We start from the raw sequence: 23975 nt of genomic DNA on the forward strand, positions 1-23975 counted from the left end.
ATGGGCTTTGGCGATCGCGGGCGTGTCTGCGCCGGCAGCCTTTCACTGACGCTCGCGAAGCTCCGGCGCCGCACGGGACCGACCGGGAGGCAGGCCGATCTCGACGCCCTGCGGCGCCGGCTCGGGATGGTGGCAGGCCGCGAAATGCATGTCCGCGTCACCGCCCGAGGTGAGCTCCGGGCTGACGCGTGCGCAAAGATCCGTGGCTTTCCAGCAGCGTGTCCGGAAATGGCAACCGGACGGCGGATCGGCCGGATTGGGCGGGTCGCCCTGGAGCGTGATGCGCTGGCCCTGCCGGGCCGCCTGGCGCGCCCTGGCCTGCGGAATCGCCGAGATCAGGGCCATCGTGTAGGGATGGCGCGGCTGCGAGAAGATGGCGTCGCGGGGGCCCATCTCGACGATACGGCCGAGATACATGACGGCGATCCGGTCGCTGACATAGCGAACGACCGAGAGGTCGTGGCCGATGAAGACGAAGGTCAGGCCGAGGTCCCGGCGCAATTCTCCGAGCAGATTGAGGACCTGGGCCTGAACCGAGACGTCGAGCGCCGAGACGGGCTCGTCGAGAAACAGGACTTTTGGTTCCAGGATGAGACTGCGCGCGATGCCGACGCGCTGGCGCTGGCCGCCGGAGAGCTGGTGCGGATAGCGCTCGCCGTGCTGCTGAGCCAGTCCGACCTTCTCGAGCATCGCCAGAACGCGCTCATGCCGTTCCGCCGCGTGCGGAAAGAGCCCGGCGATGCGAAGCGGCTCCTCGACGATTTTGTGCACCGTCATGCGCGGATCCAGCGATGCGAACGGATTCTGGAAGACCAGCTGCACGTCCTGGCGCCAGCGCCGCAATTCGCGCGCGTTCATCTTGAGGACGTCGCTGCCCTCATAGAGGAACGATCCGCCGGTGGCCGGAACCAGGCGCAGCAGGGCGTTCAGCAGCGAGGACTTTCCACAGCCGGACTCGCCGACGATGCCGAGTGCCTCCCCTCGCCTGACCGAAAAGGAGACGTCCGACACCGCCTGGATCGCCCCGACCTGGCGCCGCAGCAGACCGCCACGAACCGGGTAGTGGCAGACCAGACCGTTGACCTCGATCAGCGGCGGCGAGGCGTCGGCCGCTCTAGGCGACGGCGCGGCTGTCATCGGCGAGAACCTCTTCACTGAAATGGCATGCGGCACGCCGGCCGGGCGCGATCTCGCGCAAGGCGGGGCGCGTTTCGAGGCAAATCGGCCGGCGTAGCGGGCAGCGCGGCGCGAATGCGCATCCCGGTCCGGCGGTCGCGAGACTGGCGGACATGCCGGGGATCGAAGGCAGCGTCTCCACGCTGCTATCGAGATGCGGAACGCAGGCCGCCAGCGCTCTCGCATAGGGATGGGCCGGGTTGGTCAGGATCTCGTCCGGAGTGCCCGTCTCAACGACGCGGCCGGCATAGAGCACGATGACGCGGTCGGCGACCTCGGCGACGACGCCGAAATCATGCGTGATCAGCAGCAGCCCCATGCCGCGTTCCTGCTGCAAGCCCACGAGCAGGTCGAGAATCTGCCGTTGCACGGTCACGTCCAGCGCCGTGGTCGGCTCGTCCGCGATCAGGAAGGCAGGCTCGAGCGCGATCGCCATTGCGATCATGGCGCGCTGGCGCATGCCGCCCGAGAATTGATGCGGATAGGCGCCTGCCCGCTCCTCGGCGTTCGGCAGGCCGACCTTCTTCATCAGGGCGATGGCCTCGCGCCGGGCGTCAGCCGCGGTCGCCCCGCGATGGACCCGGAACATCTCGGCGATCTGCCAGCCGATGGAATAGACCGGGTTGAGCGCGGTCGGCGCATCCTGATGCACCATCGCCATTCTGGAACCCCGAAGCATCCGCCGCCGCTGCGCCGGCATGGTCAGGAGGTCCTCGCCCATGAAGCGGATGCTTCCGCCGGTCACGCCCGCGGTTGGCGGCAGGATATCCATGATCGCAAGGGCGGACATGCTCTTGCCGGCGCCGGATTCACCGATCACGGCGACGACCTCGCCGGGGCGCACCTGGAAGGAGAGGTCCGCCACGATCGGGATCGCGCCTGCGCCGCGCCCCAGCGCCACCGAGAGCGCCTCCACCTCGAGAAGCGGCTCCCCGCCACTGGTTGTCTTGAAGCCAATCATTGTGCTGCCGGGCATCGTTGTCACCGCGAGCGAGGGTCGAAGGCGCGGCGGACGGCTTCGCCGAGCATGACCAGGGCCAGGACGGTCACGGTCAGCACCAGGCTCGGGAACATCAGCATATGCGGCGCGCTGGCGAGATAGGGCTGGGCATCGCTGATCGCAGTGCCCCAGGAAATGGTCGGCGGCTGCAAGCCGAGACCGAGATAGGAGAGCGTCGCTTCGGTTCCGACATAGCTGCCGAGCGAGAGCGTCGCGAGGACGAGCAGCGGGGCGACAGCGTTCGGCAGCACGTGGCGCAGAGCAATCCATAGGCTGCTCGCCCCGGCAACGCGCGCGGCGCGGACATATTCGGCGTTCCGGATCTGAAGCACGCTGGCGCGCATCAGCCGCGCCTCGGTGGCCCAGCCCAGCAGCGAGAGCACCAAGGCCAGGCGCAGCACGCCGCCGCCGGTATTGCCCAGCGTGGCGAGGATGACGATGGCCCCGAGCAGGGTGGGCAGACCGAGGACGACATCGGTGACGCGCGAGATCACCGCATCGATGATGCCGCCGTTGAAGCCCGCCACGAGCCCCAGGGCTCCGCCGATCAGCGTGCTCCCAAGCGTCGCGAGAAGCGCGACGGCCAGCGAGGCGCGGGCTCCATAGACCGTCCGCGCGAAGACGTCGCAGCCCTGGATGTCGAAGCCGAACCAGCTGCCATAGGCCGGGGGCTTGCGCGAATTCAGCAGGATGCAGCGCTGCGGATCGACATTGGTGAAAAGGCCGGGCGCGATCGCCATCGCGGCGAGGATCGCGAGCACGACGAGGGCGACCCAGACGAGCGGCGACCTGCCGAGCAGGGCCAGCGCCTCGCCGGTGAGCGAGCGGTTGCGCCGGCGCGGCTCGACGCCGTCTTTCGCGGCGCGCGGCGTGGCCTGAAGCAGATCAGTCATAGTGGATCCGTGGGTCCAGGAGCGCGTAGGAGAGGTCGACGAGGAGATTGATGACGAGATAGGCGACCACGATCACGGTGACGGCGCCGACGATGGTGATGCCGTCATGGCTGCGGATCGACTGGACGATCAATCCGCCGATGTCCTTGCCGACATAGGTCACGGCCGGAATCAGGCTGTTGCGCAGGGCGTGCACGCCGACGACACGTGCTTCGCTCAGCCCCTTGGTGCGGGCGGTGCGCACATAGTCGCTTTGCATGCTCTCGATCACCGCCGACCGCGTCAGCCGCGACAGCGTGACCTGATGCGCCAGCGCCAGGACGATCGCCGGCAGCAACAGCTCGTACAGGCTGGTGGGGTCGCTGACCGTCACCGGAAACCAGCCGAGCCGCACGCCGAAGACGAGCTGCGCCAGGTTGGCGACGACGAAGCCGGGGAAGGCAATGATCACCAGCCCGATCAGCGTGGTTGCGGTGTCGAATGTCCTGCCTGGCCGCAGCGCCGCGAAGACGCCGATCGTCACCCCGAGCAGCACCTCGATCAGCACGGCGAGCAGCGCCAGGCGGATCGTGGCGGGAAAGGCCGCGAGCAGCTGCTCCGAAACATCCCGCCCCGTGAAGGAGCGCCCGAGATAGCCCCGGCCAAGATCGGCCAGATAGTAGCCGTAGCGGACGATCAGGGGCCGATCGAGCTTGAACTCCTCGGTGGCGGCCGCGACGAAGGCGTCGGGGCACTCGCGATCGCCGCATTTGCCCGCGAGTGGATCCCCCGGCATCCCCCAGGCCAGGAAGAACACGATGAAGGTCGTGCCCAGGAACACCGGAATGAACTGCAGAAGCCGGCGCAGGATATAGCCTGTCATGTCTTCGCTCGCGTTTCCCGGCCGTGGCGGCTGCCCCGCCTCATTCCTTCAGCGCCAGCGCGGAGTAGTCGATGCGGCCGTTCGCATAGAGCGTGACCGAGCGCACCTTCGGGGAATGCCCGACGGTCATGGCCGGGTTCCAGAGCGGCACGCGCGGCATGTCGGCAATCAGCAGGCGCTCGGCCTCCTGATAGGTCTTGATCGCGGCGCTCGAATCTTCCGTCGCGGCCTTGTCCAGCAGGGCGTCGAAGGCTGCGCTCTCATAGGCGCCGCGGTTGGAGGTGCCCTCCTTCGAGTAGAGCGGCACCAGCGCATTGTCGATCGACGGGTAATCCATGGTCCAGTTCGATGGAAACAGGCCGTCGACCTTGCCCGACCGGGTATAGGAGCGGAACGCGGCGTTGTCGGAGAGGGCCGAGGTGACGCAGGTGATGCCGAGCGTGTTCTGGATGCTGTTGCAGACCGCATCCATCGCGGATTTCACCTCGCTGTCGCCGGCATAATAGACCTTGATATCGCCCTTGTAGCCGCCCGCCTTGGCCAGCAATTCCTTGGCCTTTTCGGGATTGAAGCTGCAATACTCGCCGCAGGCGCCGGGCTGATAGCCCTCGACGCCGGGCGGCACCCAGCCGGTCGCGGGCTGCCCGATGCCGTTGAAGAGAATCTCGACGATCGCCTTGCGGTCGATCGCCATCGACAGCGCCTGCCGGATCGCCGGCTTCAGCAAGTGCGGGTTGGCATCGGTATAGGGCATGCCGAGCGCCTGGATGTTCGCGCGCGGCTGGACCACGGCGCGGCCGCGCAGGTCGCGCTTCCAGAGATCGGCGACGAGTTTTGACGCCGGAATGTCGCGCAGCAGGTCGAGATTGCCGGCCACGAGATCGTTATAGGCCGCCTCCCGGCTCGTATAGATCCTGAGATCGACGCCCTTGATCGACGGCTTGGCCGGCCCGCCATAGCCCGGGAAGGCCGCGAGCTTGTAGCCGGTATCCGGCGTCCCGGAGACGAGCTGGAACGGCCCGGCGCCGACCGGTTTCCTGCCGAAGGCCGCCGGATCGGCGAAGAACGAATCCGGCATCGGGTAGAAGGCCTTGTAGCTCAGCTGAGACTTGAAGACCGGCACGGGAAGCTTCAGCTCGACCTGGAATTCATGGTCGTTGAGGACCTTGAGCCCGCTCATCGCCTTGGTGGCGGGAACCGGCGGCTTCTCGCCCTTGGCCGCCTTCGGATTGAGATCGCCATAGCCGACGATGACGGAGAACCAGTCGTTGTTCGACTGGCCATTCGGCCCGTAGGCCGCCCAGTTCCAGGCATCGACGAAGTTCCGGGCCAGAACCTCGGTTCCATCGTGAAACTTGCGCCCGTTCCGGAGCTTGATCCTCCAGGTCTTGTTGTCAGTGGTCGTGATCGCCTCGGCGATATCGTCGATGATCGCACCGGTTTTCGCGTCGTTCGTCACGAGCCCGGCAAGGATCGGCTGCAGGACGTCGGAGCCGCAGGTCTCGGTCGTGTTGGTCGGAATCAGCGGTCCTGCCGGTGTGCAGGCCGAAACGGAGACCCAACCCGGCTGCGACGTCTGGGCCTGACCGGCGGTCGTGCCCGCCGCCAGGGCTCCCACCATCGCTGCAGCCTGCAATGCAGCGCCAACCAAAAACCTGCTCTGTTTCATGTTCCACTCCCAAAATCGGCAACGCTCCGCTGGAACGTCGAGCCGTCGTCGCAAAGGTACCCAGTCGCCAGTCTCAGGTGATGGCCCTGACTCTTCTGATCTTGGGGCGGAGCGCCGCCCGGAGCCGTCCAGAGCCGGGGCCGCAGGACGGAGAAGGCAGAGGATAGAGCCCCGAGGAAATACGGAAAAATTCTTTTACGGAACATCTCTATGCGGAAATGATATACGGCCAACTGCCGCGCGCCCCCGGGCTGGGCCACAGCGAAACCGGGCCAGCGGATTGAAGCAGCCGCCCATCCCGGGGCGGAAAGCCCTGTGGCGCATGGTGGCAGAGGCAGCTCCCGGCAAAGCCCCTCAGGGCCCCTCTCTCGAAAGGGCCCACGCCAACGCCGCCCACACCGCGCGCCTTGCGGCAAGCGTCGGGGTTGGCGGCCAGCTGTGCTAGGATCGGCGTCGCCACGAGCCATGCCCCCGGGGGCGAAACCGACGAGCAAGAGGGCCATCATGTCCGGGCTTGATCCGTCGCCTATCATGCAGGTCGGAATGGGGTTCTTTGCCTCGAAGACGCTGCTTTCGGCCGTCGAGCTCGGCCTCTTCACCAAACTCGCCAGCCAACCGCTGACCGGCCAGGACATCGCCGCGGCCTTGCAGCTCAGTCCGCGTGCCGTTCCGGATTTTCCCGACGCGCTGGTTGCGCTCAAATTCCTCGAACGCGACGGCGATGGTCCCGAGGCGCGCTATGCGAATACGCCGGAGAGCGGGTTTTTCCTGGACCGGGACAGCCCCGCCTATATCGGCGGCATCCTCGAGATGGCGAATGCCCGTCTCTACCGCTTCTGGGGCGACCTCACCGAGGCGCTCAGGACCGGCAAGGCGCAGAACGAAACCAAGGTGTCCGGGGAACCGCTGTTTGCGACGCTCTATGCCGACCAGGCGCGGCTCGAGCAGTTCATGAACGCGATGTCCGGCATCTCGGCGGGTAATTTCAAGGCGTTTGCGGGGGCGTTCGACTTCTCCAAATACAGCACCCTTTGCGATGTCGGCGGTGCGACCGGGTTGCTCGCCTGCACCGTTGCGGCAGCCCATCCGCATCTTCGCTGCACCAGCTTCGATCTGCCCAAGGTCGTGCCGATCGCCATGCGCAGGATCGAACAGACGGGCCTGACCGACCGGGTCACGGCCGTCGGCGGCGACTTCTTCACGGATTCACTGCCCCAAGCGGATGTCATCACCATGGGGATGATCCTGCATGACTGGAACCTTGCGACGAAGAAGGCGCTGATCCGGAAGGCTTATGATGCGCTGCCGCCGGGCGGTGCCTTCGTGGTGATCGAGACGCTGATCGACGATGCCAGGCGCGAAAACGCCTTCGGCCTGCTGATGTCGCTCAACATGCTGATCGAATGCGGCGACGCCTTCGATTATACCGCCGCCGACTTTGCCGGGTGGTGTCGCGAGGCCGGGTTCAGGGCGTTCGAGACCGTCAGGCTCACCGGCCCATCAAGCGCCGCGATCGCCTATAAATAGCCGTCCTATCAGTCGCCAGCGCCTGCAAGGCGCGGGTTCGCAGGCCAAATACCTCAAACGCATGGCCCCGCCGCGGTGAAACGGCGGGGCCAAAGTGGTGGCGCCGAGAGGTGGCCTAGAGAGGTGGCGGCGTGGCGCAGCTCTCAGGGCTGTCGGCTACGGAGGGCTAGGCCGCCTTCCGGTTGATGCCCGATTCCGCGAGCTTGCTGAGCTTCTTGTCGGCTGCGAATTCCTCGTCGAGATTCTGCTGCAGCAGGGTGGCGCAATCGTTCCGGCCGAGCTGCTTGGCCCATGCGACAAGCGTGCCATAGCGCGTGATCTCGTAATGCTCGACCGCCTGCGCGCAGGCGATGATCGCGGCATCGACCACCTGCTTGTCGGCGACCTCGCCGAGAACTTCGTCGGCTTCCTCCAGGATGCCGTCGATGGCCGGGCAATCGACGCCCTTGGCCTCCGCGCCGTGTAGCTTGAACACCTGCTCGAGCCGCTTGATATGGCCTTCGGTTTCACTGCGATGGGCGGTAAGTCCCTGCTTCAGCTGCGTGTCCGTGGCCTTCTCGATCATCTTCGGCAGCGACTTGTGGATCTGCTTCTCGGCGTAATAGATGTCCTGAAGCGTATGGACAAAAAGATCGTCCATCGTCTTGATGTCCTTGGAAAAAAGTCCCATTCCATCCTCCTGGTTCTGACCCCGCCGACGCCGCTGGACCGGCGCGCTTCCTGCCGGGAGCAACGTGTTGGCCGGCGGCCTGTTCCACGCCACGGCGCGCTCAGAGGGTGGCGGCCCTCGCCCCCGGGTTCCTTGCGCAGCTGGTGGGGAAGCGAGCACCCGCCCCTCCTTTTCCGGCGGCCGGCCTGTGACATCAGCGCGCTGGAACCTCGCCCATGCCGCGACGTTGCATGCGCAAGCTGGGCCTGACGACACGGGAGGCCATGATGCGAGACGGTTACGGACGGAAAATTCCCACCGCTGAGACCCCGAATACCCTGTCCCCGGGACATGGCGAGCAGGGCAAGGGCCAGGGCACGCGCGGCGAGCAGAGACGGGATCGGACACCGGCGGGGCAGAGCCCCGACAAGGCAGCCGAACTCCCTCCTCCCGGGATTTGTGAAACATGAGGTGATGGCGATGGCCACGGAGAAGCACACGGACGCGCCGGTGCCTTATCGCACGGCGCAACGCCCGGGACAGTCGGGCGCACAGGAACAGCGTCGCGCCGGCCCAAGCCCCTTGTCGCAGCACCAGACCGGGCCGCATGCCCCGTTCGAGGCTGACGAGCACGAGGGGACGGCCTCGATCAAGCATGCCGGCCAAGGCAACCCGCAAGAGGCCGCCATTCCACATCCAGCCCCCGCCCCGAAGAAGCGCTCGGGCTGAGACAGGCGCTATCGGCATTCCCCGGGACTGGGCGGCTCGCTCAGTCCCGATAGATGCGCGCGGGCGGCGGGGGAACCTGCCCGGTGCGGAACAGCATCACGCCCGCCCCCGCGACGAGCACCAAGACGATCAGCCAGATGAGGATATCGAGTTTCAGAGAGCGCGAGCGCATGGCAGGACCGCCCGGGCATAATGAACACCACAACTTTTGTACTAACCCTGGACGGCACGCTCGGGTTCCGTGCGGCGTCCCGATAAGAGGGCCGCGCGGCATCGTGCTCGCTCGGCAAGCGCTCGAAGGCCTCCCAGGATTCCGAGCGATGCCTGCAGTCGGCATGGCTGGGCGTTCACCGACAGCCGCATGACCGGCCAGGCCTTTGGACAGCGAAGGCGAATGCCTTTGTCGGCAGCAAGCAGGCCCCGGCGCCTGAAAGCCAGCGCCTGCTTCATGCTGTTCGATGAAATGCTGATCGCTGACGGAAACGGCGGTTTGGGGTGGGACGCCGCGATTTCCTAAGCTAGGTTTCCGCCATGCAACTGCTCTTTCTCTATGGCCCGGTCGCCTCGGGCAAACTGACGATCGGCCGCCTGATCGCTGAACGAACGGGCCTGTCGTTGTTCCATAACCACCTTGTCGTGGATGCGGTCGCCTCTATCTTCCCATTTGGTTCGGAGGAGTTCATCCGCCTGCGCGAGAGCGTCTGGCTGGAGATCATCTCGTCGGCTGCGGCCGCAGGGCGCTCGCTTGTCTTCACCTTCGCGCCGGAACCCACGGTCGCACCTGATTTTCCGCAAAGGCTGTCGCAAGTCGTCACCGCTTCTGGCGGCGACGTGCTCTTCGTCGCGCTTGAGTTGGACGGGGCGGAACAGGAGCGTCGCCTCGTCGCTGCGAGCCGGGCCGAGTTCGGCAAGCTCCGGTCCGTCGCGTTGCTGCGCGAGTTGCGGCCCGCCATGGCGGCCTGCACAGACCAGATGCCGCGTCCCGCGCTTCGGATCGACACCGGGTCGATGACGCCATCCGATGCCGCCGACATCGTCATCGGTGCGATGGGAGGCCCGAAGCGCCAGAGCGACGCTCCTTTAACAACACCGCCGGATATCGGCTCAGATTCGTCCGCGCCGGCTAATAGCCGCCGATGATCGGGAGGATTTCCCCGGTGATGTAGCTGGAGCAGTGCGGCGAGGCGAGGAAGACATAGGCCGGCGCGATCTCCTCAGGCTGGGCCGGGCGCTTCATCGGCGTCTGCGCCCCGAATGTCGCGACATCCTCGGCCGTCTTGTCGGAGGGATTGAGGGGCGTCCAGACCGGCCCGGGCGCGACCGCGTTGACCCTAATGCCGCGCGGCACGAGATGGGCGGCAAGCGCGCGGGTAAAGGCGTGGATGCCGCCCTTCGTCATGGAATAATCGATCAGCGCCTCACTGCCCATCAGCCCGGTGACGGAACCGGAATTCACGATGGCGCCGCCGACTTTCATATGTTCGAGGGCCGCCTGCGCCATGTGGAAATAGCCGTAGAGATTGGTCTTCAGCGTCGTGTCGAAATGCTCCTCGCTCAGATCCTCGAAGCGGGCGGAATGGACCTGGAAGGCGGCGTTGTTGACGAGCACGTCGAGCTTGCCGAAGGCCTTGACGACCTTTGCCACCGCCTTTCGGCAGAAGGCCGCGTCCCGGACATCGCCGGGGATCACCAGGCAGCGCCGGCCTTCGGCTTCGATCGCCTGCCCGGTCAGCTTCGCGTCCCCAGCCTCACCGAGATGCAGGATCGCAACATCGGCGCCTTCGCGGGCAAAGAGCACGGCGACCGAGCGCCCGATGCCGGAATCGCCGCCCGTGATGATGGCGACCTTGCCCTCGAGCTTGCCCGAGCCCTTGTAATAAGGCGCTTCATACATCGGGGCCGGATCGAGCACGGCCTCCGAGCCGGGCTTGGCCTGATGCTGCTTCCGGAAGGGCGGCTCGGGATAGCGTCGCGCCCCCGCCTGCATCGCTCCGGATTTCGCCTTGGTCGGCCTGGAATCCGACTGTGCGACCTGCCTCTGGATCCGGCGCTGCTGCTGGATGGTGGAGTTCGCCGCGCTTTCGGGCTTCACGCGAGGCTTGGTCGTGGATTTTGCCATCGTGGCCTCCGTCTCATCGCATTTCGGAGTTGAACGGGCGGCGCCGGCCCAGGTTCCCCGACCGGGACGGGATCGGCGCGCATCAGCCGATCCGTGAGCTGCCGCTCATCCCTGTCGGGGCCTGTCTGCCGGCAGCGGCTCCTCTTTGTCCTGCCGCGCAATCAAAGGGCCGTTCGCGAGGCCAGGCGCGGTGCGCAGCAGCGCCAGCAAATGGAGCGTGGCAGGACTGAGATAGCCGCCTCGGCGCAGAACGGCATAAATCGGATTGGCGACGCTCAGGTCCGCGACCGGGATTGTCGCGAGCGAGCCAAGCCGCCGCTCCTCGTCGATCGCGCTTTCCGGCAGCAATGCGATGCCGAGGCCGGCCTCGACCAGCCGCTTCATCGCATTCAGGCTGTCGATCGATGTCCAGCGGATCTCGCCGATGCCGCGTTCCTGAAACTGCGCGAAGATGTTGTCCGCGAAGGTCTCGCGCTGATCATAGGCGTTGCGAAATGCGAACCAGGATTCATGGCGCAGCGCCGCGAGCGACGTGAGCCGCCTGCCCGCGAAACGATGCTCCGCGGAACAGACCACGGCCATGGTCTCCGAGGCGATATGCTCGCAGACGAGATCCGGTGCGAGGTCGAGGAGATAGCGAAGCCCGAGCATCGCTTCGCCGCGCCGGACCCGGTCGCTCACCTCGGCGCTGGTCGCGGTGCTGATCGCGAGATCGACCTTCGGATGATCGGCAGCGAAGCGCTTGAGAACCGCTGTCAGGTTCGTGCCGGCAAGTGTGCCGACCGCCACGATCGCGACGCGGCCGGCGACCTCCGTGCGCATCGCCTTGATCGCGCTCTCCGCATCGCGCAGCGCGGCCAGCACGCGTTCGGCGTGGGGCAACAGCGCGCGGCCGGCTTCGCTCAGCACCACGCCCCCGGGAGCGCGCTCGAAGACCGGCACGCCGAGTTCATCCTCGAGCAAGGCGATGCGCCGGCTGATCGCCGGCTGCGAACGGCCGAGAACCTCCGCAGCGCTGGAAAAGCCATTGGCCTGATGGATGGTGACGAAAGTCAGAAGCGCTTCGCTGTCCAGGCCCATGAAGAACATGCCCATGCAAAAAGCTGATTGACCCTAGAGAGACTATGATTTCGACGGATGGAAAGGCAAGGGCTATCGAAGAGCACTCGAAGACGGCGCTGCAGCGCGAACCGGACGGAGTCGCATCATGACGGCAAGGATTTCGGCGCCTCCGGCCCCTGCTCCCGCGTTGCCTGCCTACCACTCCCCTGCGCATGTTCGCGCCGCGCCGTCGCATCCCGATCCCTACCCCTATTACGGCCGCCTCGCCCGCGAACGCCCGTTCTTCCGGGACGAGGCCAATGGCTGGTGGGTGGCGGCGAGCGCGGCCGCAGTCACCGAGGTCCTGACCAGCGAAACCTGCCTCACCCGCCCGTTGAGCGAGCCGATCCCTGTGGCGCTACAGGGTGGCGCAGCCGCCGAGATCTTCGGCCGGCTCGTGCGCCTGCGGGATGACGAGGCGCGGGCCAAGCTGAAGGAGGCGGTCACGAACGCCGTGCGCAGCATCGATCTCGGTGAGGTCGCGGCCCTGGCGCGCAGGCGTGCGGCCGAACTCGACGACGAACTCGGGCCTACGCTCGATGAAGCGAGCACGACGCAGTTCATGTTCGCACTGCCCGTGCAGGTCATCGCGCTGCTGCTCGGCATATCGCGGGACCGGTTTGGCGACGTCATGGGCTGGCTCGGCGCCTATGGTGCAGCCGCCGCGGCTGCTGGAACCGGAATTCCCGCGCTGACGCCCGAATTGCTGAGATCGGGACATCAGGGCGCGCAGGCGCTGTTCGACCTCGCCAGTGCCGTCGGGAACGCCGAGGCGCAGCGGGGCCCGCTCTTCCAGGCGCTGCTGCGCGAAGCGACGCGCCTCGGCTGCGACGAAGAAAAGGACCTGATCGCCAACGCCCTTGGCTACATGGTCCAGGGCTTCGCCGCGATGGCCTCGCTGATCGGGTCGACGCTGCTCGCGCTCGCGCGGCGGCCGGAACTCTTCCGACAGGTCGAGGCCGACCGGAGATACTTGCGCCCACTGATCCAGGAGGTTGCGCGCTGCGATACCGTCACCAGCAGCACCTTCCGTTTCATGGCGCAGGACGGCGAGATCGCCGGACATGGGCTGCGCCGGGGTGATCTGATCATCGTGCTCCTGGCAGCCGCGAACCGCGATCCCGCGCTCAATCCCGAGCCGGATCGCTTCGATATCGCGCGCAGGGACCGCAAATCCCTGGAGTTCGGCGCCGGTCGCCATGCCTGCCCCGCGGACAAGGTCGCAGCTCTGATCGTCGAGATCGCCGTCGACCATCTGCTCACGCGCGGTGTTCCGCTGGAGCGCCTGGAGCCCTGCCTGTCCTATGCCGCCTCGGGGCATGTCCGCACGCCCTTGTTCAAACGCTGAGCGGCTGTCCAAATCCCCTGAAAGCGGATAGGCCATGGTGCGCCCAGGCCAGGCTTCCAGCGGCACTGGCTCAGCAACGCGCGGCAACACGCCCATCGTTCCCCGCCCGGATCACACCCTGACGTAACGGCGCTCTTGCCGGTTCTGATGAAGCTGCTAGCATCGGCGTAAGCTTTTCCTGCGCCTACCTTCCCCCGACATTCCAGTAAATCCGACGTTTCTCCGTTCCCTGAGCGAGATGCGGCCCCATGGACAAGAAGCTGACGCCCCCATCCCTCAGGGAGATCGTATCGCAATTGCGATATGACTGGTTCGGCAAGGATGTGCAGCAGACTCCGACCGTCAGCTATGTTTGGACGGCCGATCAGTTCGGGCATTTCGGCCTCGGCTTCCAGATCACCTTCCTGTTCGGCTGGATCATTGCCGCCCTCTTCACCGATCTTCCGGCCTGGAAGACTGCGATCATCGCTGCCCTGCTCAACATGCTGCTCTGGATCGTCAAGGAGGTGCTGGACATCGTCCGCGAGCGTCGGCGCCAGGGGCCGCTCTTTCCGTTCAATCGCCGCGAGCTCTGGTGGAATGTCGCGACCGCGCTGTTCTTCATCAGCGCCGGCGCGATCGTCGCCGGCGCTGCGGGGCTCGGCGGCGTCCAGGCGATCGTGGCACTGCTGGTCATGCTCGGTCCCGCCGCGCTGCTGGTGCTCTGGTGGGTGAAGCGCAAGATGACCTTCCAGCAGGTCGGCCTGCCCTTCCTGTTTCGCCTGACCAATCTCTGCTCGACCATCGAAAAGCCCGATCCGGGCTATCGCGACGCGCTGATCGCCCTGTCGGAGCCGCCGGCGAAAGGCGCGAATGCGCCGCGCTTTCCGCATGTGCTGCTGACCGGCACCGTCGGCTCGGGCAAGACCTGCCTCGCCTGCGGCATCGGCACCGAATACGCCTTCCGGCTCGGGATCGCCCGCTACACCACCCTGGTGAAGCTGTTCGAGGCTGCGGTGGAGCGCGAAGAGGAATCCGAGTCCGCCCACCCGCCGCTCGAGGAACAGGATGGCCGCATCCTCTGGCCCTGGCGCAATGTCGACCTTCTCATCGTCGACGATGTCGATGCGCTCCTGGTCGAACCGCCCCTGCCGAAGCCGACCACCGCGACTGCGGCCGAAGCCACGGCCAAGCGTCCGGTCGACCAGAGCGCGCTGCGCAGGATCGTCTTCAACCAGCTCGCGATCGTCGGCATCCAACGCTTCAAGGCGCGGCGCACGGTCTGGGTCGTCAGCGATCCCAGCGAGGCGCTGGAATGGCGCGACACCATCGCCGAGGCGCTCGGGCTGCCGACGCAGGACGACACCGCCCTGCCCGTCATCCGCCTGCTCAGGGACGAAAAGGCGCTCGCCGCGCTGGGCAAGACACGGGCTTGAGGAAGACGCAGGCCTGAGGAAGACGCGCGCCCGGGGAGGTCCAGCGCCTCGGCGCGGCTCAAGCCTCCCGGACCAGGAGCACGTCGGCATCGACACCCCGGAGAACGCCTTCCGCGTGGCTCCCGATCGCATCCTGCACCAGCCCTCGGCTGCGATGCGCGCCGACGACGACGAGGCTGACGCCGGTCTCCTGCACCTGCCGCCTGATCACGTTGACCACGGCCCCATCATCCAGGACCGGCTCGATGCGCTCCCGCACGGCCTGCGGAAGCTCTGCCGCCGCGAGAAACTCCGCCATGTCGTCGGCAGCCTCGGCGTGCAGATGGTCCGCCGCACCCTCGACCTTGTAGCGCCCGGTCGCCGCTTGCGGATTGACGTGCAGCAGCACGAGACGCGCCGTCGGAAAGAGAGCAGCCGCGGTCAGCAAGGCCGCGCGCGAGCACTCGGAGAAATCCGTGGCGACGAGGATGCGGTCATAGGGGCGCTCCGCCCGCTTGCGGACGACCAGCACCGGCACGGAGGCATGGCGCACGATATGGTCGACCGCCGTCCCGGTGACATAGTCGCCGAGGCTGTTGAAGCGCGCGACGCCGGTGACGATGACGCCGCTGCCGCGCTCCGCCGCCAGATCCGCCAGCACGCTCGGGGCCGAGCCGACCCGGACGACGAATTCCGCCTGCGCCGCCGCCGGCGGCAGCTCGGCGCGAAGCCGCGCCGTCGTGTCCGCCAGGTTCGAAACCTCGTCCTCGAGGACATGGGCGATGGCGAGCCTCGCCCGCCACGCGTCGGCAAGACGCAAGGCGCGGTCGAGCGGGCGATCGCCCCTGGCCGAAAGATCGGTCGCGATCAGGACTTCAACGGGAGGCGCTTTGCTCGTCTCAGCCATGTGAACAACCCGCTCCGGAAACGCGATGACCTCGTCGGCGCCTTGGATAGCATGCCGGCGCACCGCGATCATCCGCTGCCGGCGGGGGCCGGATGCTCAGAGACAAAAAGCCTCACGCGGCCTCTCAGTTGCCCCAGTCGACAAGGGTGAGATCAAGCGGCAGCGCGCGCTTGAGCGCCAGAGGAGGCACGAGCGGCGTCAGGCTTACGGGCGAGCCGGTTTCCGCCGCCCGGTCGAAATCCGCAGTGCCCGCCAGATCGATCGCCTTCACCGTGGCGGCCTCAAAGACATAGGGCAGGCCATTGGCAAGAAGTGGCGAGGGCCCGTCCATGACATGCAGATGCAGATGCGGCTCCGAACTGTTGCCGGTATTGCCGACCGCGCCGATGACATCGCCGCGGCGCACCCTGTCGCCGGTCCTGACGCGGACGCTGCCGGGCTGCATATGGGCGTAGAGCACGAAAGCGCCCCCGCCAATGTCGAGGACCGCGAAGTTTCCGTCAGCCTCGCCGATCGGCAGCCCGTCGGGGAGCGCCCCGGGCACCTGATCGGCAAGATCGGCGCGCATATCGACGACGGTGCCGTCGCTCACCGCCAGGATCGGCTGGCCATAGATGTGATAGCTCGCGACCTGCTTCCGATCGCCCGCGAAGAGTCGGCCATCCCCGCCAAGCTTCTCCCAATCGATGGCAAAGCGCTGGGCGAGCCGAAAGGCGCCGTTCAGCGGCAAAAGCGCCCGGACATGCCGGGTCGAATCGCAGCAGCCGTCGCCCGCGATATAGTTGTCGCCCCGAAGCGGTGGCCCGAGAACCGGGGGCGCCGAGCGCGTGACAGCGGTCGCACCGAGCTGGATCGCGGCATCCGCCTTGAACTGATCGAACCACGCATCGACCTTATGCGTCAGCCGTTGCGGAGCCGCGCGCCCCGGCGGCAGCGCGATATGGAGAAAGGCGACCCCGTATTGAAAGCCGCCCAGTTCCGCCGACTCATTGCCGCGCCGGCCGGCGGGGGAGAAACGCCGCGCGATCTCGGCCTCGTCGAGCGTCGCCAGCGGCTCGTTGTCGTCGTCGCCGTAGAGAGTGAACCGCTTCATCACGACGCGCTCGCCGGTCACGTTCGAAAGCTGCAGCTCGTAGACGATATGCTGGCGACCATCGGAGCCCAGCACGGGCTGCGGCGCGAACAGAACCTTGCCGATGAGCCCCGTCAACGTCACGCCCTGCTGCGGGGTGGCCGCGGATTGCGCCCAGGCCGTGCCCGACAAGGGCAGCGGGACCACGACGGCGATTGCCGCGAGACGCATCATTCCGGTCAATGGGTACATCGCAGCGTCCTGTTGCGGATATGGGGGGCTCAGGCGGGCGCCAACCGGTCGAGTGTCAGCTCGATATCGGCGAAATCCCTGGGGGCGGCTTCACAAAGGGCGGCGGTCGAATGCATGCCGAGCGAGGTGACGATGCTTGCCGCGAGGCCCCGCCTGGCGGCATCGGCGCGGTAACCCAGGCCGGCCAGCTCTTGCTCGATTCCGTCCGCGTCCGCATCGAGATAGCCCATCCGCGCGGCCAGATCCTCGATGCTGCGGCCATGCGCGCGCAGGAACAGGATGCGGCAGGCGACGGCGCGGGCATTGGGATCATGGACGGCTGCGCCGCTGAGAATGCCGCCGATCAGGTTGGCGGGCGGTGTCGGCACATTCAGCGCCAGGAAGAACAGGCGGTGCGTATAGGAACATGTCAGGGCGCTCTGCGCCGTGCGCCCGTCGCTGAGCAGCTGTCCCTGCATCGCGACCGGGCGGTTGAACAGGTTTTCGCTGTAGCTGATCTGCAATTGCTGCATCGGATCAGCGTAGATCCGCATCGCGCCGATGATCAGCCGGCCCGCCTCGACACGCGACCAGGCCGGCGAAATCGCGAGATAGGTTCCGGCCAGCCAATGCTCGCCGGGCTGTCGTGATCCCGCCCGGGCGGCGGATGGGGTGACCGGGACTGGCACCGGCACCGGCGGCAGACCGGCCTCGCCCCTGAGCGTCGCAAGCACAGTTTCCGGCACGCCGAAGCGGGTGCAGATCGCCTGCTGGAACTCCTCGAACGAGGACGAGGCCAGGAAGGGCGCCGTCAGCGAACCGCCGAGCACCCTCGCCCAATCCTCATAGACGCTGGAGGCACGCGGCATCGCCTTGCCCGAGAGCCATTTGTAGGCGTTCTGGGTGACGAACAAGGTGGCGGGATTGACCGCCGCAAAGCGCGCGCAGAGTTCCTTGTTGGTCGGGCAGCCCAGGGCGAGCGCGGTGAGTTTCAGCTTCAACGCGAGGTTGAACCAGGCTCTCTCCCCCGGCGTCTGGCCGATCTCCACCCCAATATGGTTCACCGGGCCCCCAGGGATTGACCCGCCTTCGCGGAGTGATGCCGGCCGATGCTAGAGCATCGGACCGAAAAGTGGAATCCGGTTTTCGGAGAAATCCGATGCTTAAACAAAGAGCTAGATCGCCGCTCCTGCGTCCGAACGGACGCCCGGCGATCCAGTGGACCGACGGTCGCGACACCAGCCGGCAGGCGGGGGTTGGCTTAAGCCGTGAACCTATAAACTCGGTAAGTCAGATCGAGCGGATCGCCCCGAGCTGAACCCATACCCACTCGGGGTTTTGATCATTGTCGGCCCAAAGGTCGACGCTTACGCGCCCCTCGGGAACCGGCACGTTCAAATACCTGAAACTGCTGCTGTCCGTCAGGGTGACCACGCCGCTAGGTGCATTTATCGATCCGCTGAAGAGCTTTGGGCCATCAGCCTTACAGCTTTCGTCTGCGATGGTTACAAGCGAGGCGCCATCGACGTGGGATAGAACCCAGAAGGCTAGGCAGTCGTCGGCTGCGGTAACGAATGCCGCGCTGACATCCGGCGGGACTGAGACAGCTGGTGCCGAGTCCGCCAGAAAGAGGACCGGATGTGCGGTATCGATCTGCATCTCGAACTTCGCCATGAACCACCGTGCCTCCACCGACTTGCACGACACGACATCTTTCAGTGCCTCAAGAAAAGTGATTCAGCGTCGACACGAACCGATATGATCTGGCCGATCCGCAGCCCCGCGATCGCCGGTGACGACGGTGTTCCGACCGGGGCCTGAAGCAGCGTCGTTTCGTCTTGGCCCTCGACCGAAAGCGCCATGACGCTTCGCCGTCCTAAGACGGCTTCGGCCCCCCGCTTCGCAATGCGTTCCGTTCGGCTAGCCAGGGGGCCGAACGGAACGCCCGGCGCTGTCTACTCGGCGTAGGATTGGGTCGCCCAGGCGGCCTTGAGCTTCGGCGAGACCTGGGCGCCGAAGGGGCCGAACCATTTGTTGAACAGGGCTTCGGCCTCGCCCGACTTGAACATGTTCGCCATGGAATGATTGACGATCCAGAGAATCGTCGGGTTGAGCCTGGGCACCATGAAACCCTGGGGCGCATAGCCGTATTCGGTGCCGACGATGGTCAGGGCGTCCGGGTTCTTCGACTGCCGGATCAGGCTGTAGAAGGCGCCATTGTCGCTGAAATAGGCGTCCGCACGCCGCGTCTCGACCGAGATCAGCGCGGCGGCGTGGTCGTCGACATTCTGGATGCGGATGTTCAGGCCCTTCTCGGCGACGAGCTTCTTCAGGTCGGGCTCGCTGCTGCCGCCGGTGGCGACTGCGACGATCTTGCCGTTCAGGTCCTCGTATTTGGTGATGCCGGAATTCTTCAGGACGAGCAGCTGGCTCGACGAGACATAGGAGACCGAGGAGAAATCGACCTGCTTGTTGCGGCCGAAGGTGTTGACCGTACCGCCGCACTCGAGATCGACCGTGCCGTTGGCGACGAGCGCCTGGCGGTTCTGGATGCTGACCGGGACGTATTTGATCTTGAGCTCGGGCAGCTTCAGCTCCGCCTTGATGTCCTCGATGATGCGCTGGCAGAACTCGACGGAATAGCCCGACGGCTTCTTGTCATTGTCGAGGAAGCCATAGGGGTAGAGCGTTTCGCGAATCCCCATGGTGATGGTGTTGGTGTCGCGCAATTTCTTGACGATCGCGTCGACCTCCTGGGCCTGGGCCGTGGCGGCCAGACCGAAGGCCAAGAGCCCGCCGATAGCGGCAACAAGGTTCCGTCTCATATTCTTCTCCCCTTTGCAGCGATTGCTCGCATGATTGCCCGCGCACCGGCTGATGCGCGGGAGTCTAGATCGTTGTTGAGCATCGGATTTCTCCGAAAGCCGGTATCCACTTTTCGGTCCGATGCTCTAGCTCTTTGTTTGAGCATCGGATTTTCCCGAAAACCGGTGTCCACTTTTCGGTCCGATGCTCTAGAATCCGGTGCGGGCCCGCTCCCGCAGCTGCTCGCTGCTCATCTGCTCGAAGCCGAGCGCGGGCAGCAGATCATTGTCCCCGACGAAGTCGCGACCATAGGCCGCCGAGAGCATGGTCAGTCCAGCCTCGTGCAGCGTCGCGGGCTGCCCGGCGAGCCGCCCGAGCAGGACCGTCGGCAGCAGGCCGAAGGGCGCATCCTCGAGCACATAGCGGCTGGTCAGGGTCGCCGGGCCGAAGCCGCCATTGCCGCGTTGATGCAGCTCCGCATTCATCTCGGCGATGCTCGCGACCGGCAGCTGGTAGGAAAAGGCATAGTGCTCCTTGATCGTCCGCACCGAGACGTCAAAAGCCTGCGCGATCGCCAGCCGCTCCGCGTCGAGCAGCTCCATCACGCGACCGACCGCCGGCGTGACGTTCTCGGCCTGCCCCCAGCGTTCGCCGCGCTCCATCCGGGTGAGGTTGAACAGCGCGATCGCAAGATGGTTCTGCGGGTTGAGATTGCTGAGCGCGATCGCGAGCAGCCCGTCGCGCTTGACGAAGCGATCGCCGAACAGGGCGGTGCAAAGCGCGTGGCCCTCGTCGAGCCCGGATTCCGGCACGGTCGCGATATCGATCTTCGAGCGCAGCGAATTGACCGCGGCCTCGGTCGGCGACGCCCTGCGCCCCGTCGTCAGCGTCGTGCCCCAGGCGATGATCGGCGCGCGAATGCCGCGCTCGGCCAGGAGCCGCGAGAGATAGAGCGCCCCGAAGGAGGCGTGCGAGCTGATGATGACCGGCTGCCCCTCGCGCAGATGCTCGGCGGTCGCCTCCAGCGCCATCTTGTGGGCGTTGCCCGGCATGGCCAGCATCACCACGTCGGAGCTGGTGACGGCCTCCTTCGCACTCTGGGCGATGCGGGGATGGAAACTGGTCTCGATCGCGCCGCTGGCCCGCAAGGGAGCCCCCGCCGCCAGCTCGACCGTGCCGCGGCCGGAGGGCGACCAGAGCATGGGATCATGCCCGCAGATTGAAAGCTGGGCGGCTGCGCCATAGGCGGCGGCGCCTGCTCCAAGGATACTCACGCGCATGGGATCTGGGCCTTTGGATCGGGGGACGAAAAGGGGCGGCAGCGAACCGGCGCGAACGCAGGCACCTGCCATGGTGCGTGCGTCGCCGCGGGGTCGATTAATCCGCTATAGTGGAACACGCTCAAGTAGAACCTCGCTCCTGCCTGACCTTCTGGTAGAGCAGAACCATCAGCCCACGGGCCGGCTGACCGAGCTCGTTGCAGATCGAGTGGGGCACATCGACGGGATAGCGTGCGGTCTCGCCGGCCTTGACCGGATAGCGCGAGGTCCCGCTTGCGATGACGAACTGGCCCGACAGGACCGTGAAATGTTCGACCGCGCCCGGTGCATGCGCGGCGCTGTCGAGCCGGCCATGGCCGGCAATCTCGACATCGTACCATTCGACAGTGCCGGCCAGGCTCGGCGGGCTGAGGATGCGCAGCTGGCAGGAGCCGTCGGCACTGCGGATCTCAGGCGTATGCTCCGGCGGAACGATCTCGATCGCGCTGCCGCCAGGGGAGGATTCGCTGCCTTGAAGGAGTGCGGAAATTTCGATCTGCAGCCCTCGCGTCAGGCTCCAGAGCACCGCGAAGGTCGGGTTGGCCTCGCCCCGCTCGATCTGCGACAGCATCGATTTCGAGACGCCGGAGACGGCTGCGAGCTGCTGCAGGGTCAACCCCCGCGCCTTGCGCTGGCGCTGGAGGATCGGTCCGATCTGGGGGGCGCTCAGCTCTGTCATGCCGGCGGCCTAGTGCGTCAGGACCTTGGTCAGGAACTGTTTGGCGCGCTCGGTCGCCGGGGCGGTGAAGAACTGCGCCTTGGGCGTGTCTTCGAGAATCTCGCCGCCATCCATGAACAGCACCCGGTCGGCGACGCGCTGCGCGAAGCCCATCTCATGCGTCACGACCATCATGGTCATGCCTTCGAGCGCCAGCTCCTGCATCACCTCCAGCACCTCGTTGATCATTTCGGGATCGAGCGCCGAGGTCGGCTCGTCGAACAGCATGGCGGCCGGGTCCATGGCGAGCGCACGCGCGATGCCGACGCGCTGCTGCTGTCCTCCGGAGAGCTGGCTCGGCCGGCTCGTCATCTTGCTGCCGAGCCCGACCCGCATCAGGATCTTCTCCGAGCGTTCGTCGGCTTCGGCCCGGGAGCGCTTCAGAACATGGATCTGCGCCAGGCTGACATTCTCCAGCGCGGTCATGTGCGGATAGAGCTCGAAGCTCTGGAAGACCATGCCGATGCGCGAGCGCAGGGCCGGCAGATCGGTCTTGGAATCCGAAACCGAGACGCCGTTGACGGTGATCGTGCCACGCTCGAACGGCACGAGACCGTTGACGCATTTGATCAGGGTGCTCTTGCCCGAGCCCGACGGGCCGCAGATCACCACGACCTCGCCCTGCCGGACCGTTGCCGAGCAGCCGCGCAGGATCTGCAGCTTGCCATAGGATTTGTGCACGTCCTCGACGGCGATCATGTCGTGCGGCCCTTCCTGTAGAACTCGACCGCCTTCGTCGCCGACAGGCAGATGATGAGGTAGACGACGGCGACCAGCGTATACATTTCGGTCGGCCGGCCATCGCGCGAGGCGACGATGCTGGCTGTCGTCAGGAAATCGTGCAGCGCCACGACATAGACCAGGGACGTGTCCTGGAAGACGATGACGATCTGGTTCAGGACGAGCGGCATCATCGCGCGCAGGGCCTGCGGCATGACGATATGGCGCATCACCTGGCCGCGACGCAGGCCGGTGGCGAGGCCGGCCTCGGCCTGCCCCTTGCGGACATTGGCGATGCCCGCGCGGATGATCTCGCAATAGAAGGCGGCCTCGAACATCACGAAGGCGATCAGCGCCGACATCAGCGAGCCGATCGGCCGGCCGATCGCCAGCGGGATCAGGAAATAGAACCAGAACAGCACCAGCACGAGCGGCAGGGAGCGCATGACGGTGACATAGGCCGCAGCCGGCACCGCAATGAAGCGGTGGGTCGACAGCCGCATCAGGGCGAGGCCGAAGCCGAGGACCAGCCCACCCACGGTCGCGACCAGCACGAGCAGGGCACTGAGCGCCATGCCCTCGGCGAGGAAGCTCCAGGAACGGGCGATGACGCCCCAGTCGAAATCGTTCATGTCGCGGCCTTCCGCAGGGCCGAGCCGCCGATGCGGTCGTCGATGAAGCGCATCAGCGCCGTCACGCACAAGCCGATGACGAGATAGCCGACCGTGGCGAAGGTGAAGGCCTCGAGCCCCTGGAAGGTATAGTTCTCGACATGGCGGCTCTGCGCCGTCAGTTCGAGGACACCGATCGTCAGGCTCAGCGATGACAGCTTGATCGTGATCAGGAATTCGGAGGTCAGCGGCCCGACGATGGCGCGAAGACCGAGCGGCAGCACGACCAGCCGAAAGGCCTGCACGGGACGAAGCCCCGTCGCCAGCGCAGCCGGCAGCAACGGATTGCCGACCGCCTCGATCCCGGCCCGGACCTGCTCGGCGACGCGCGATCCGGCAAACAGGCCGATCGCGACGACGGCGGTGACGAATTCAGGATAGGGCAGATCGCGCTTCAGCCAGAGCCCGATGGATTCGGGCACGATCTCGGGCAGCACGAAGAACCAGAGGAAGAGCTGGACCAGCGGCGGGATATTGCGAAAGACATCGATATAGATGCCGGCGACCAGGCGGGCGCCGCGGGCCGGCAGGCTGCGCGCAATGCCGACGCCAAGACCGATCGTCAGCGCCAGGACCCAGCTGACCAGGCTGATGGCGAGCGTCCATTGCACGCCGCTCCACAGCCACTCCCAATAGGGCTCCTGCAGGAGGATGGACCAGTTCCAGCGGTAATTCATGCCGCGGGCGCACGGCTAAGCCGTGATCCAGGGACCGCTGCCATCCACCGAGTCCCCATCGAATCCCTCCCAAGATTCCACTATACCGGAATGATGAGATCGGCCGTCGGGGATTGTCAACAGGCGGTCATGATATTGAGCCATGCGACGCGAGACTGGCCAGGGCGATGACCGGCCAGCTGCCATGCAGAATCCGTGGGGCGCGGATATCCTGTGCTTCCAGCGGCCGGAGTGCCCTCCTGGGCCGGCAGTTCACGAACCTCTCCCCTCATTGCACGGCGGAGGAGCCCTGTGCTGAAACCGACCGGTTCGCGATCATCGGCCTCGAACGCTTCGGGATGCGCCAAACAGTCCGGCCCGTCGGCGATCCCAGCGAGGCGCGGGACTG

Annotated in this window: 24 protein-coding genes; 5 read left to right on the forward strand and 19 right to left on the reverse strand. The window is 66.2% G+C overall.

All coding sequences use genetic code 11. From position 1 onward, the window contains the following. Positions 1 to 42 precede the first annotated feature (42 nt). The 5 genes from AB4099_RS26685 to AB4099_RS26705 are packed head-to-tail and all read right to left on the reverse strand — an operon-like array spanning position 43 to position 5600. The gene (locus tag AB4099_RS26685; RefSeq protein ID WP_441480272.1) at positions 43 to 1137 is read right to left on the reverse strand and encodes an ABC transporter ATP-binding protein; all 1095 of its coding nucleotides are present in this window, start codon (positions 1135 to 1137) and stop codon (positions 43 to 45) included. Then, positions 1115 to 2152: an ABC transporter ATP-binding protein gene (locus AB4099_RS26690; RefSeq protein WP_441480273.1), complete on the reverse strand. Its 1038-nt coding sequence runs from the start codon at positions 2150 to 2152 to the stop codon at positions 1115 to 1117. Before AB4099_RS26690 ends, AB4099_RS26685 begins: the two co-directional genes overlap by 23 nt. 5 nt (positions 2153 to 2157) lie before the next feature. After that, positions 2158 to 3069 (reverse strand): ABC transporter permease, encoded by a 912-nt coding sequence (locus AB4099_RS26695; RefSeq protein WP_113514371.1) that lies wholly within the window; start codon positions 3067 to 3069, stop codon positions 2158 to 2160. Beyond that, the gene (locus AB4099_RS26700; protein ID WP_441480274.1) at positions 3062 to 3931 is read right to left on the reverse strand and encodes an ABC transporter permease; all 870 of its coding nucleotides are present in this window, start codon (positions 3929 to 3931) and stop codon (positions 3062 to 3064) included. The genes AB4099_RS26695 and AB4099_RS26700 overlap by 8 nt, the downstream gene beginning before the upstream one ends. A gap of 40 nt (positions 3932 to 3971) precedes the next feature. After that, the gene (locus AB4099_RS26705) at positions 3972 to 5600 is read right to left on the reverse strand and encodes a peptide ABC transporter substrate-binding protein (protein ID WP_441480275.1); all 1629 of its coding nucleotides are present in this window, start codon (positions 5598 to 5600) and stop codon (positions 3972 to 3974) included. Positions 5601 to 6104: 504 nt separating this feature from the next. On the opposite strand from AB4099_RS26705, the gene AB4099_RS26710 reads away from it, so the two are divergent. Further along, positions 6105 to 7127 (forward strand): methyltransferase, encoded by a 1023-nt coding sequence (locus AB4099_RS26710; protein ID WP_113514377.1) that lies wholly within the window; start codon positions 6105 to 6107, stop codon positions 7125 to 7127. A 166-nt stretch (positions 7128 to 7293) separates the two neighbouring features. On the opposite strand, the gene AB4099_RS26715 is transcribed toward AB4099_RS26710, so the two are convergent. Next, positions 7294 to 7797 carry a YciE/YciF ferroxidase family protein gene (locus tag AB4099_RS26715; RefSeq protein ID WP_113514379.1) on the reverse strand — a complete coding sequence of 168 codons (504 nt, stop codon included), beginning with the start codon at positions 7795 to 7797 and terminating at the stop codon, positions 7294 to 7296. A 459-nt stretch (positions 7798 to 8256) separates the two neighbouring features. Between AB4099_RS26715 and AB4099_RS26720 the strand changes: the two genes are divergently transcribed. Beyond that, entirely contained in the window at positions 8257 to 8505 is a 249-nt protein-coding gene (locus AB4099_RS26720; protein ID WP_441480276.1) for a hypothetical protein, read from the forward strand. 40 nt (positions 8506 to 8545) lie between these two features. Here the strand turns inward: AB4099_RS26720 and AB4099_RS26725 are convergent, their stop codons facing one another. Continuing rightward, a complete protein-coding gene (locus AB4099_RS26725) occupies positions 8546 to 8677 on the reverse strand; it encodes a hypothetical protein (RefSeq protein WP_441480277.1) in 132 nt (43 codons plus the stop codon). Positions 8678 to 9036: 359 nt separating this feature from the next. Between AB4099_RS26725 and AB4099_RS26730 the strand changes: the two genes are divergently transcribed. After that, positions 9037 to 9645, forward strand: coding sequence for a hypothetical protein (locus AB4099_RS26730; protein WP_441480278.1), 609 nt, complete (start codon positions 9037 to 9039; stop codon positions 9643 to 9645). Here the strand turns inward: AB4099_RS26730 and AB4099_RS26735 are convergent. After that, entirely contained in the window at positions 9629 to 10624 is a 996-nt protein-coding gene (locus tag AB4099_RS26735; RefSeq protein WP_113514383.1) for an SDR family oxidoreductase, read from the reverse strand. The two genes, AB4099_RS26730 and AB4099_RS26735, sit on opposite strands and share 17 nt — an antisense overlap. 105 nt (positions 10625 to 10729) lie before the next feature. Then, positions 10730 to 11704 carry a LysR family transcriptional regulator gene (locus AB4099_RS26740; RefSeq protein ID WP_441480279.1) on the reverse strand — a complete coding sequence of 325 codons (975 nt, stop codon included), beginning with the start codon at positions 11702 to 11704 and terminating at the stop codon, positions 10730 to 10732. Positions 11705 to 11831: 127 nt separating this feature from the next. On the opposite strand from AB4099_RS26740, the gene AB4099_RS26745 reads away from it, so the two are divergent. Further along, positions 11832 to 13073: a cytochrome P450 gene (locus tag AB4099_RS26745; RefSeq protein ID WP_441480280.1), complete on the forward strand. Its 1242-nt coding sequence runs from the start codon at positions 11832 to 11834 to the stop codon at positions 13071 to 13073. 248 nt (positions 13074 to 13321) lie between these two features. Continuing rightward, the gene (locus tag AB4099_RS26750; protein WP_441480281.1) at positions 13322 to 14488 is read left to right on the forward strand and encodes a hypothetical protein; all 1167 of its coding nucleotides are present in this window, start codon (positions 13322 to 13324) and stop codon (positions 14486 to 14488) included. A gap of 58 nt (positions 14489 to 14546) precedes the next feature. Here AB4099_RS26750 and AB4099_RS26755 read toward each other — a convergent pair whose 3' ends face one another. From AB4099_RS26755 to AB4099_RS26800, 10 genes are all read right to left on the reverse strand, one after another. After that, positions 14547 to 15374, reverse strand: coding sequence for a universal stress protein (locus AB4099_RS26755; RefSeq protein ID WP_441480282.1), 828 nt, complete (start codon positions 15372 to 15374; stop codon positions 14547 to 14549). A gap of 124 nt (positions 15375 to 15498) precedes the next feature. Beyond that, a complete protein-coding gene (locus AB4099_RS26760; protein ID WP_441480283.1) occupies positions 15499 to 16698 on the reverse strand; it encodes a M23 family metallopeptidase in 1200 nt (399 codons plus the stop codon). Between the two features lie 29 nt (positions 16699 to 16727). Further along, positions 16728 to 17741 carry a hypothetical protein gene (locus AB4099_RS26765; RefSeq protein WP_162768109.1) on the reverse strand — a complete coding sequence of 338 codons (1014 nt, stop codon included), beginning with the start codon at positions 17739 to 17741 and terminating at the stop codon, positions 16728 to 16730. 226 nt (positions 17742 to 17967) lie between these two features. Further along, complete coding sequence (locus AB4099_RS26770) at positions 17968 to 18351, reverse strand: hypothetical protein (RefSeq protein WP_441480284.1); 384 nt, start codon at positions 18349 to 18351, stop codon at positions 17968 to 17970. Positions 18352 to 18632: 281 nt separating this feature from the next. Continuing rightward, entirely contained in the window at positions 18633 to 19502 is an 870-nt protein-coding gene (locus AB4099_RS26775) for an amino acid ABC transporter substrate-binding protein (RefSeq protein ID WP_113514419.1), read from the reverse strand. 189 nt (positions 19503 to 19691) lie between these two features. Beyond that, positions 19692 to 20762: an NAD/NADP octopine/nopaline dehydrogenase family protein gene (locus AB4099_RS26780; protein WP_441480285.1), complete on the reverse strand. Its 1071-nt coding sequence runs from the start codon at positions 20760 to 20762 to the stop codon at positions 19692 to 19694. Positions 20763 to 20883: 121 nt separating this feature from the next. After that, entirely contained in the window at positions 20884 to 21480 is a 597-nt protein-coding gene (locus tag AB4099_RS26785) for a helix-turn-helix domain-containing protein (RefSeq protein WP_113514423.1), read from the reverse strand. Between the two features lie 9 nt (positions 21481 to 21489). After that, positions 21490 to 22218 carry an amino acid ABC transporter ATP-binding protein gene (locus AB4099_RS26790; RefSeq protein WP_441480286.1) on the reverse strand — a complete coding sequence of 243 codons (729 nt, stop codon included), beginning with the start codon at positions 22216 to 22218 and terminating at the stop codon, positions 21490 to 21492. Then, positions 22215 to 22871 (reverse strand): amino acid ABC transporter permease, encoded by a 657-nt coding sequence (locus AB4099_RS26795; protein ID WP_441480287.1) that lies wholly within the window; start codon positions 22869 to 22871, stop codon positions 22215 to 22217. The genes AB4099_RS26790 and AB4099_RS26795 overlap by 4 nt, the downstream gene beginning before the upstream one ends. Beyond that, entirely contained in the window at positions 22868 to 23587 is a 720-nt protein-coding gene (locus tag AB4099_RS26800; protein ID WP_441480288.1) for an amino acid ABC transporter permease, read from the reverse strand. The genes AB4099_RS26795 and AB4099_RS26800 overlap by 4 nt, the downstream gene beginning before the upstream one ends. Positions 23588 to 23975 lie beyond the last annotated feature (388 nt).

Origin of the sequence: Allobosea sp. 2KB_26 (genome assembly GCF_052115715.1) — a bacterium.
In the GTDB taxonomy this organism is placed as follows: domain Bacteria; phylum Pseudomonadota; class Alphaproteobacteria; order Rhizobiales; family Beijerinckiaceae; genus Allobosea.

Coding starts and splice junctions, on each gene's coding strand:
- AB4099_RS26685 (WP_441480272.1), bottom strand. CDS start 1,137: ATGACAGCCGCGCCGTCGCCTAGAGCGGCCGACGCCTCGCCGCCGCTG.
- AB4099_RS26690 (WP_441480273.1), bottom strand. CDS start 2,152: ATGCCCGGCAGCACAATGATTGGCTTCAAGACAACCAGTGGCGGGGAG.
- AB4099_RS26695 (WP_113514371.1), bottom strand. CDS start 3,069: ATGACTGATCTGCTTCAGGCCACGCCGCGCGCCGCGAAAGACGGCGTC.
- AB4099_RS26700 (WP_441480274.1), bottom strand. CDS start 3,931: ATGACAGGCTATATCCTGCGCCGGCTTCTGCAGTTCATTCCGGTGTTC.
- AB4099_RS26705 (WP_441480275.1), bottom strand. CDS start 5,600: ATGAAACAGAGCAGGTTTTTGGTTGGCGCTGCATTGCAGGCTGCAGCG.
- AB4099_RS26710 (WP_113514377.1), top strand. CDS start 6,105: ATGTCCGGGCTTGATCCGTCGCCTATCATGCAGGTCGGAATGGGGTTC.
- AB4099_RS26715 (WP_113514379.1), bottom strand. CDS start 7,797: ATGGGACTTTTTTCCAAGGACATCAAGACGATGGACGATCTTTTTGTC.
- AB4099_RS26720 (WP_441480276.1), top strand. CDS start 8,257: ATGGCCACGGAGAAGCACACGGACGCGCCGGTGCCTTATCGCACGGCG.
- AB4099_RS26725 (WP_441480277.1), bottom strand. CDS start 8,677: ATGCGCTCGCGCTCTCTGAAACTCGATATCCTCATCTGGCTGATCGTC.
- AB4099_RS26730 (WP_441480278.1), top strand. CDS start 9,037: ATGCAACTGCTCTTTCTCTATGGCCCGGTCGCCTCGGGCAAACTGACG.
- AB4099_RS26735 (WP_113514383.1), bottom strand. CDS start 10,624: ATGGCAAAATCCACGACCAAGCCTCGCGTGAAGCCCGAAAGCGCGGCG.
- AB4099_RS26740 (WP_441480279.1), bottom strand. CDS start 11,704: ATGGGCCTGGACAGCGAAGCGCTTCTGACTTTCGTCACCATCCATCAG.
- AB4099_RS26745 (WP_441480280.1), top strand. CDS start 11,832: ATGACGGCAAGGATTTCGGCGCCTCCGGCCCCTGCTCCCGCGTTGCCT.
- AB4099_RS26750 (WP_441480281.1), top strand. CDS start 13,322: ATGGACAAGAAGCTGACGCCCCCATCCCTCAGGGAGATCGTATCGCAA.
- AB4099_RS26755 (WP_441480282.1), bottom strand. CDS start 15,374: ATGGCTGAGACGAGCAAAGCGCCTCCCGTTGAAGTCCTGATCGCGACC.
- AB4099_RS26760 (WP_441480283.1), bottom strand. CDS start 16,698: ATGTACCCATTGACCGGAATGATGCGTCTCGCGGCAATCGCCGTCGTG.
- AB4099_RS26770 (WP_441480284.1), bottom strand. CDS start 18,351: ATGGCGAAGTTCGAGATGCAGATCGATACCGCACATCCGGTCCTCTTT.
- AB4099_RS26775 (WP_113514419.1), bottom strand. CDS start 19,502: ATGAGACGGAACCTTGTTGCCGCTATCGGCGGGCTCTTGGCCTTCGGT.
- AB4099_RS26780 (WP_441480285.1), bottom strand. CDS start 20,762: ATGCGCGTGAGTATCCTTGGAGCAGGCGCCGCCGCCTATGGCGCAGCC.
- AB4099_RS26785 (WP_113514423.1), bottom strand. CDS start 21,480: ATGACAGAGCTGAGCGCCCCCCAGATCGGACCGATCCTCCAGCGCCAG.
- AB4099_RS26790 (WP_441480286.1), bottom strand. CDS start 22,218: ATGATCGCCGTCGAGGACGTGCACAAATCCTATGGCAAGCTGCAGATC.
- AB4099_RS26795 (WP_441480287.1), bottom strand. CDS start 22,871: ATGAACGATTTCGACTGGGGCGTCATCGCCCGTTCCTGGAGCTTCCTC.
- AB4099_RS26800 (WP_441480288.1), bottom strand. CDS start 23,587: ATGAATTACCGCTGGAACTGGTCCATCCTCCTGCAGGAGCCCTATTGG.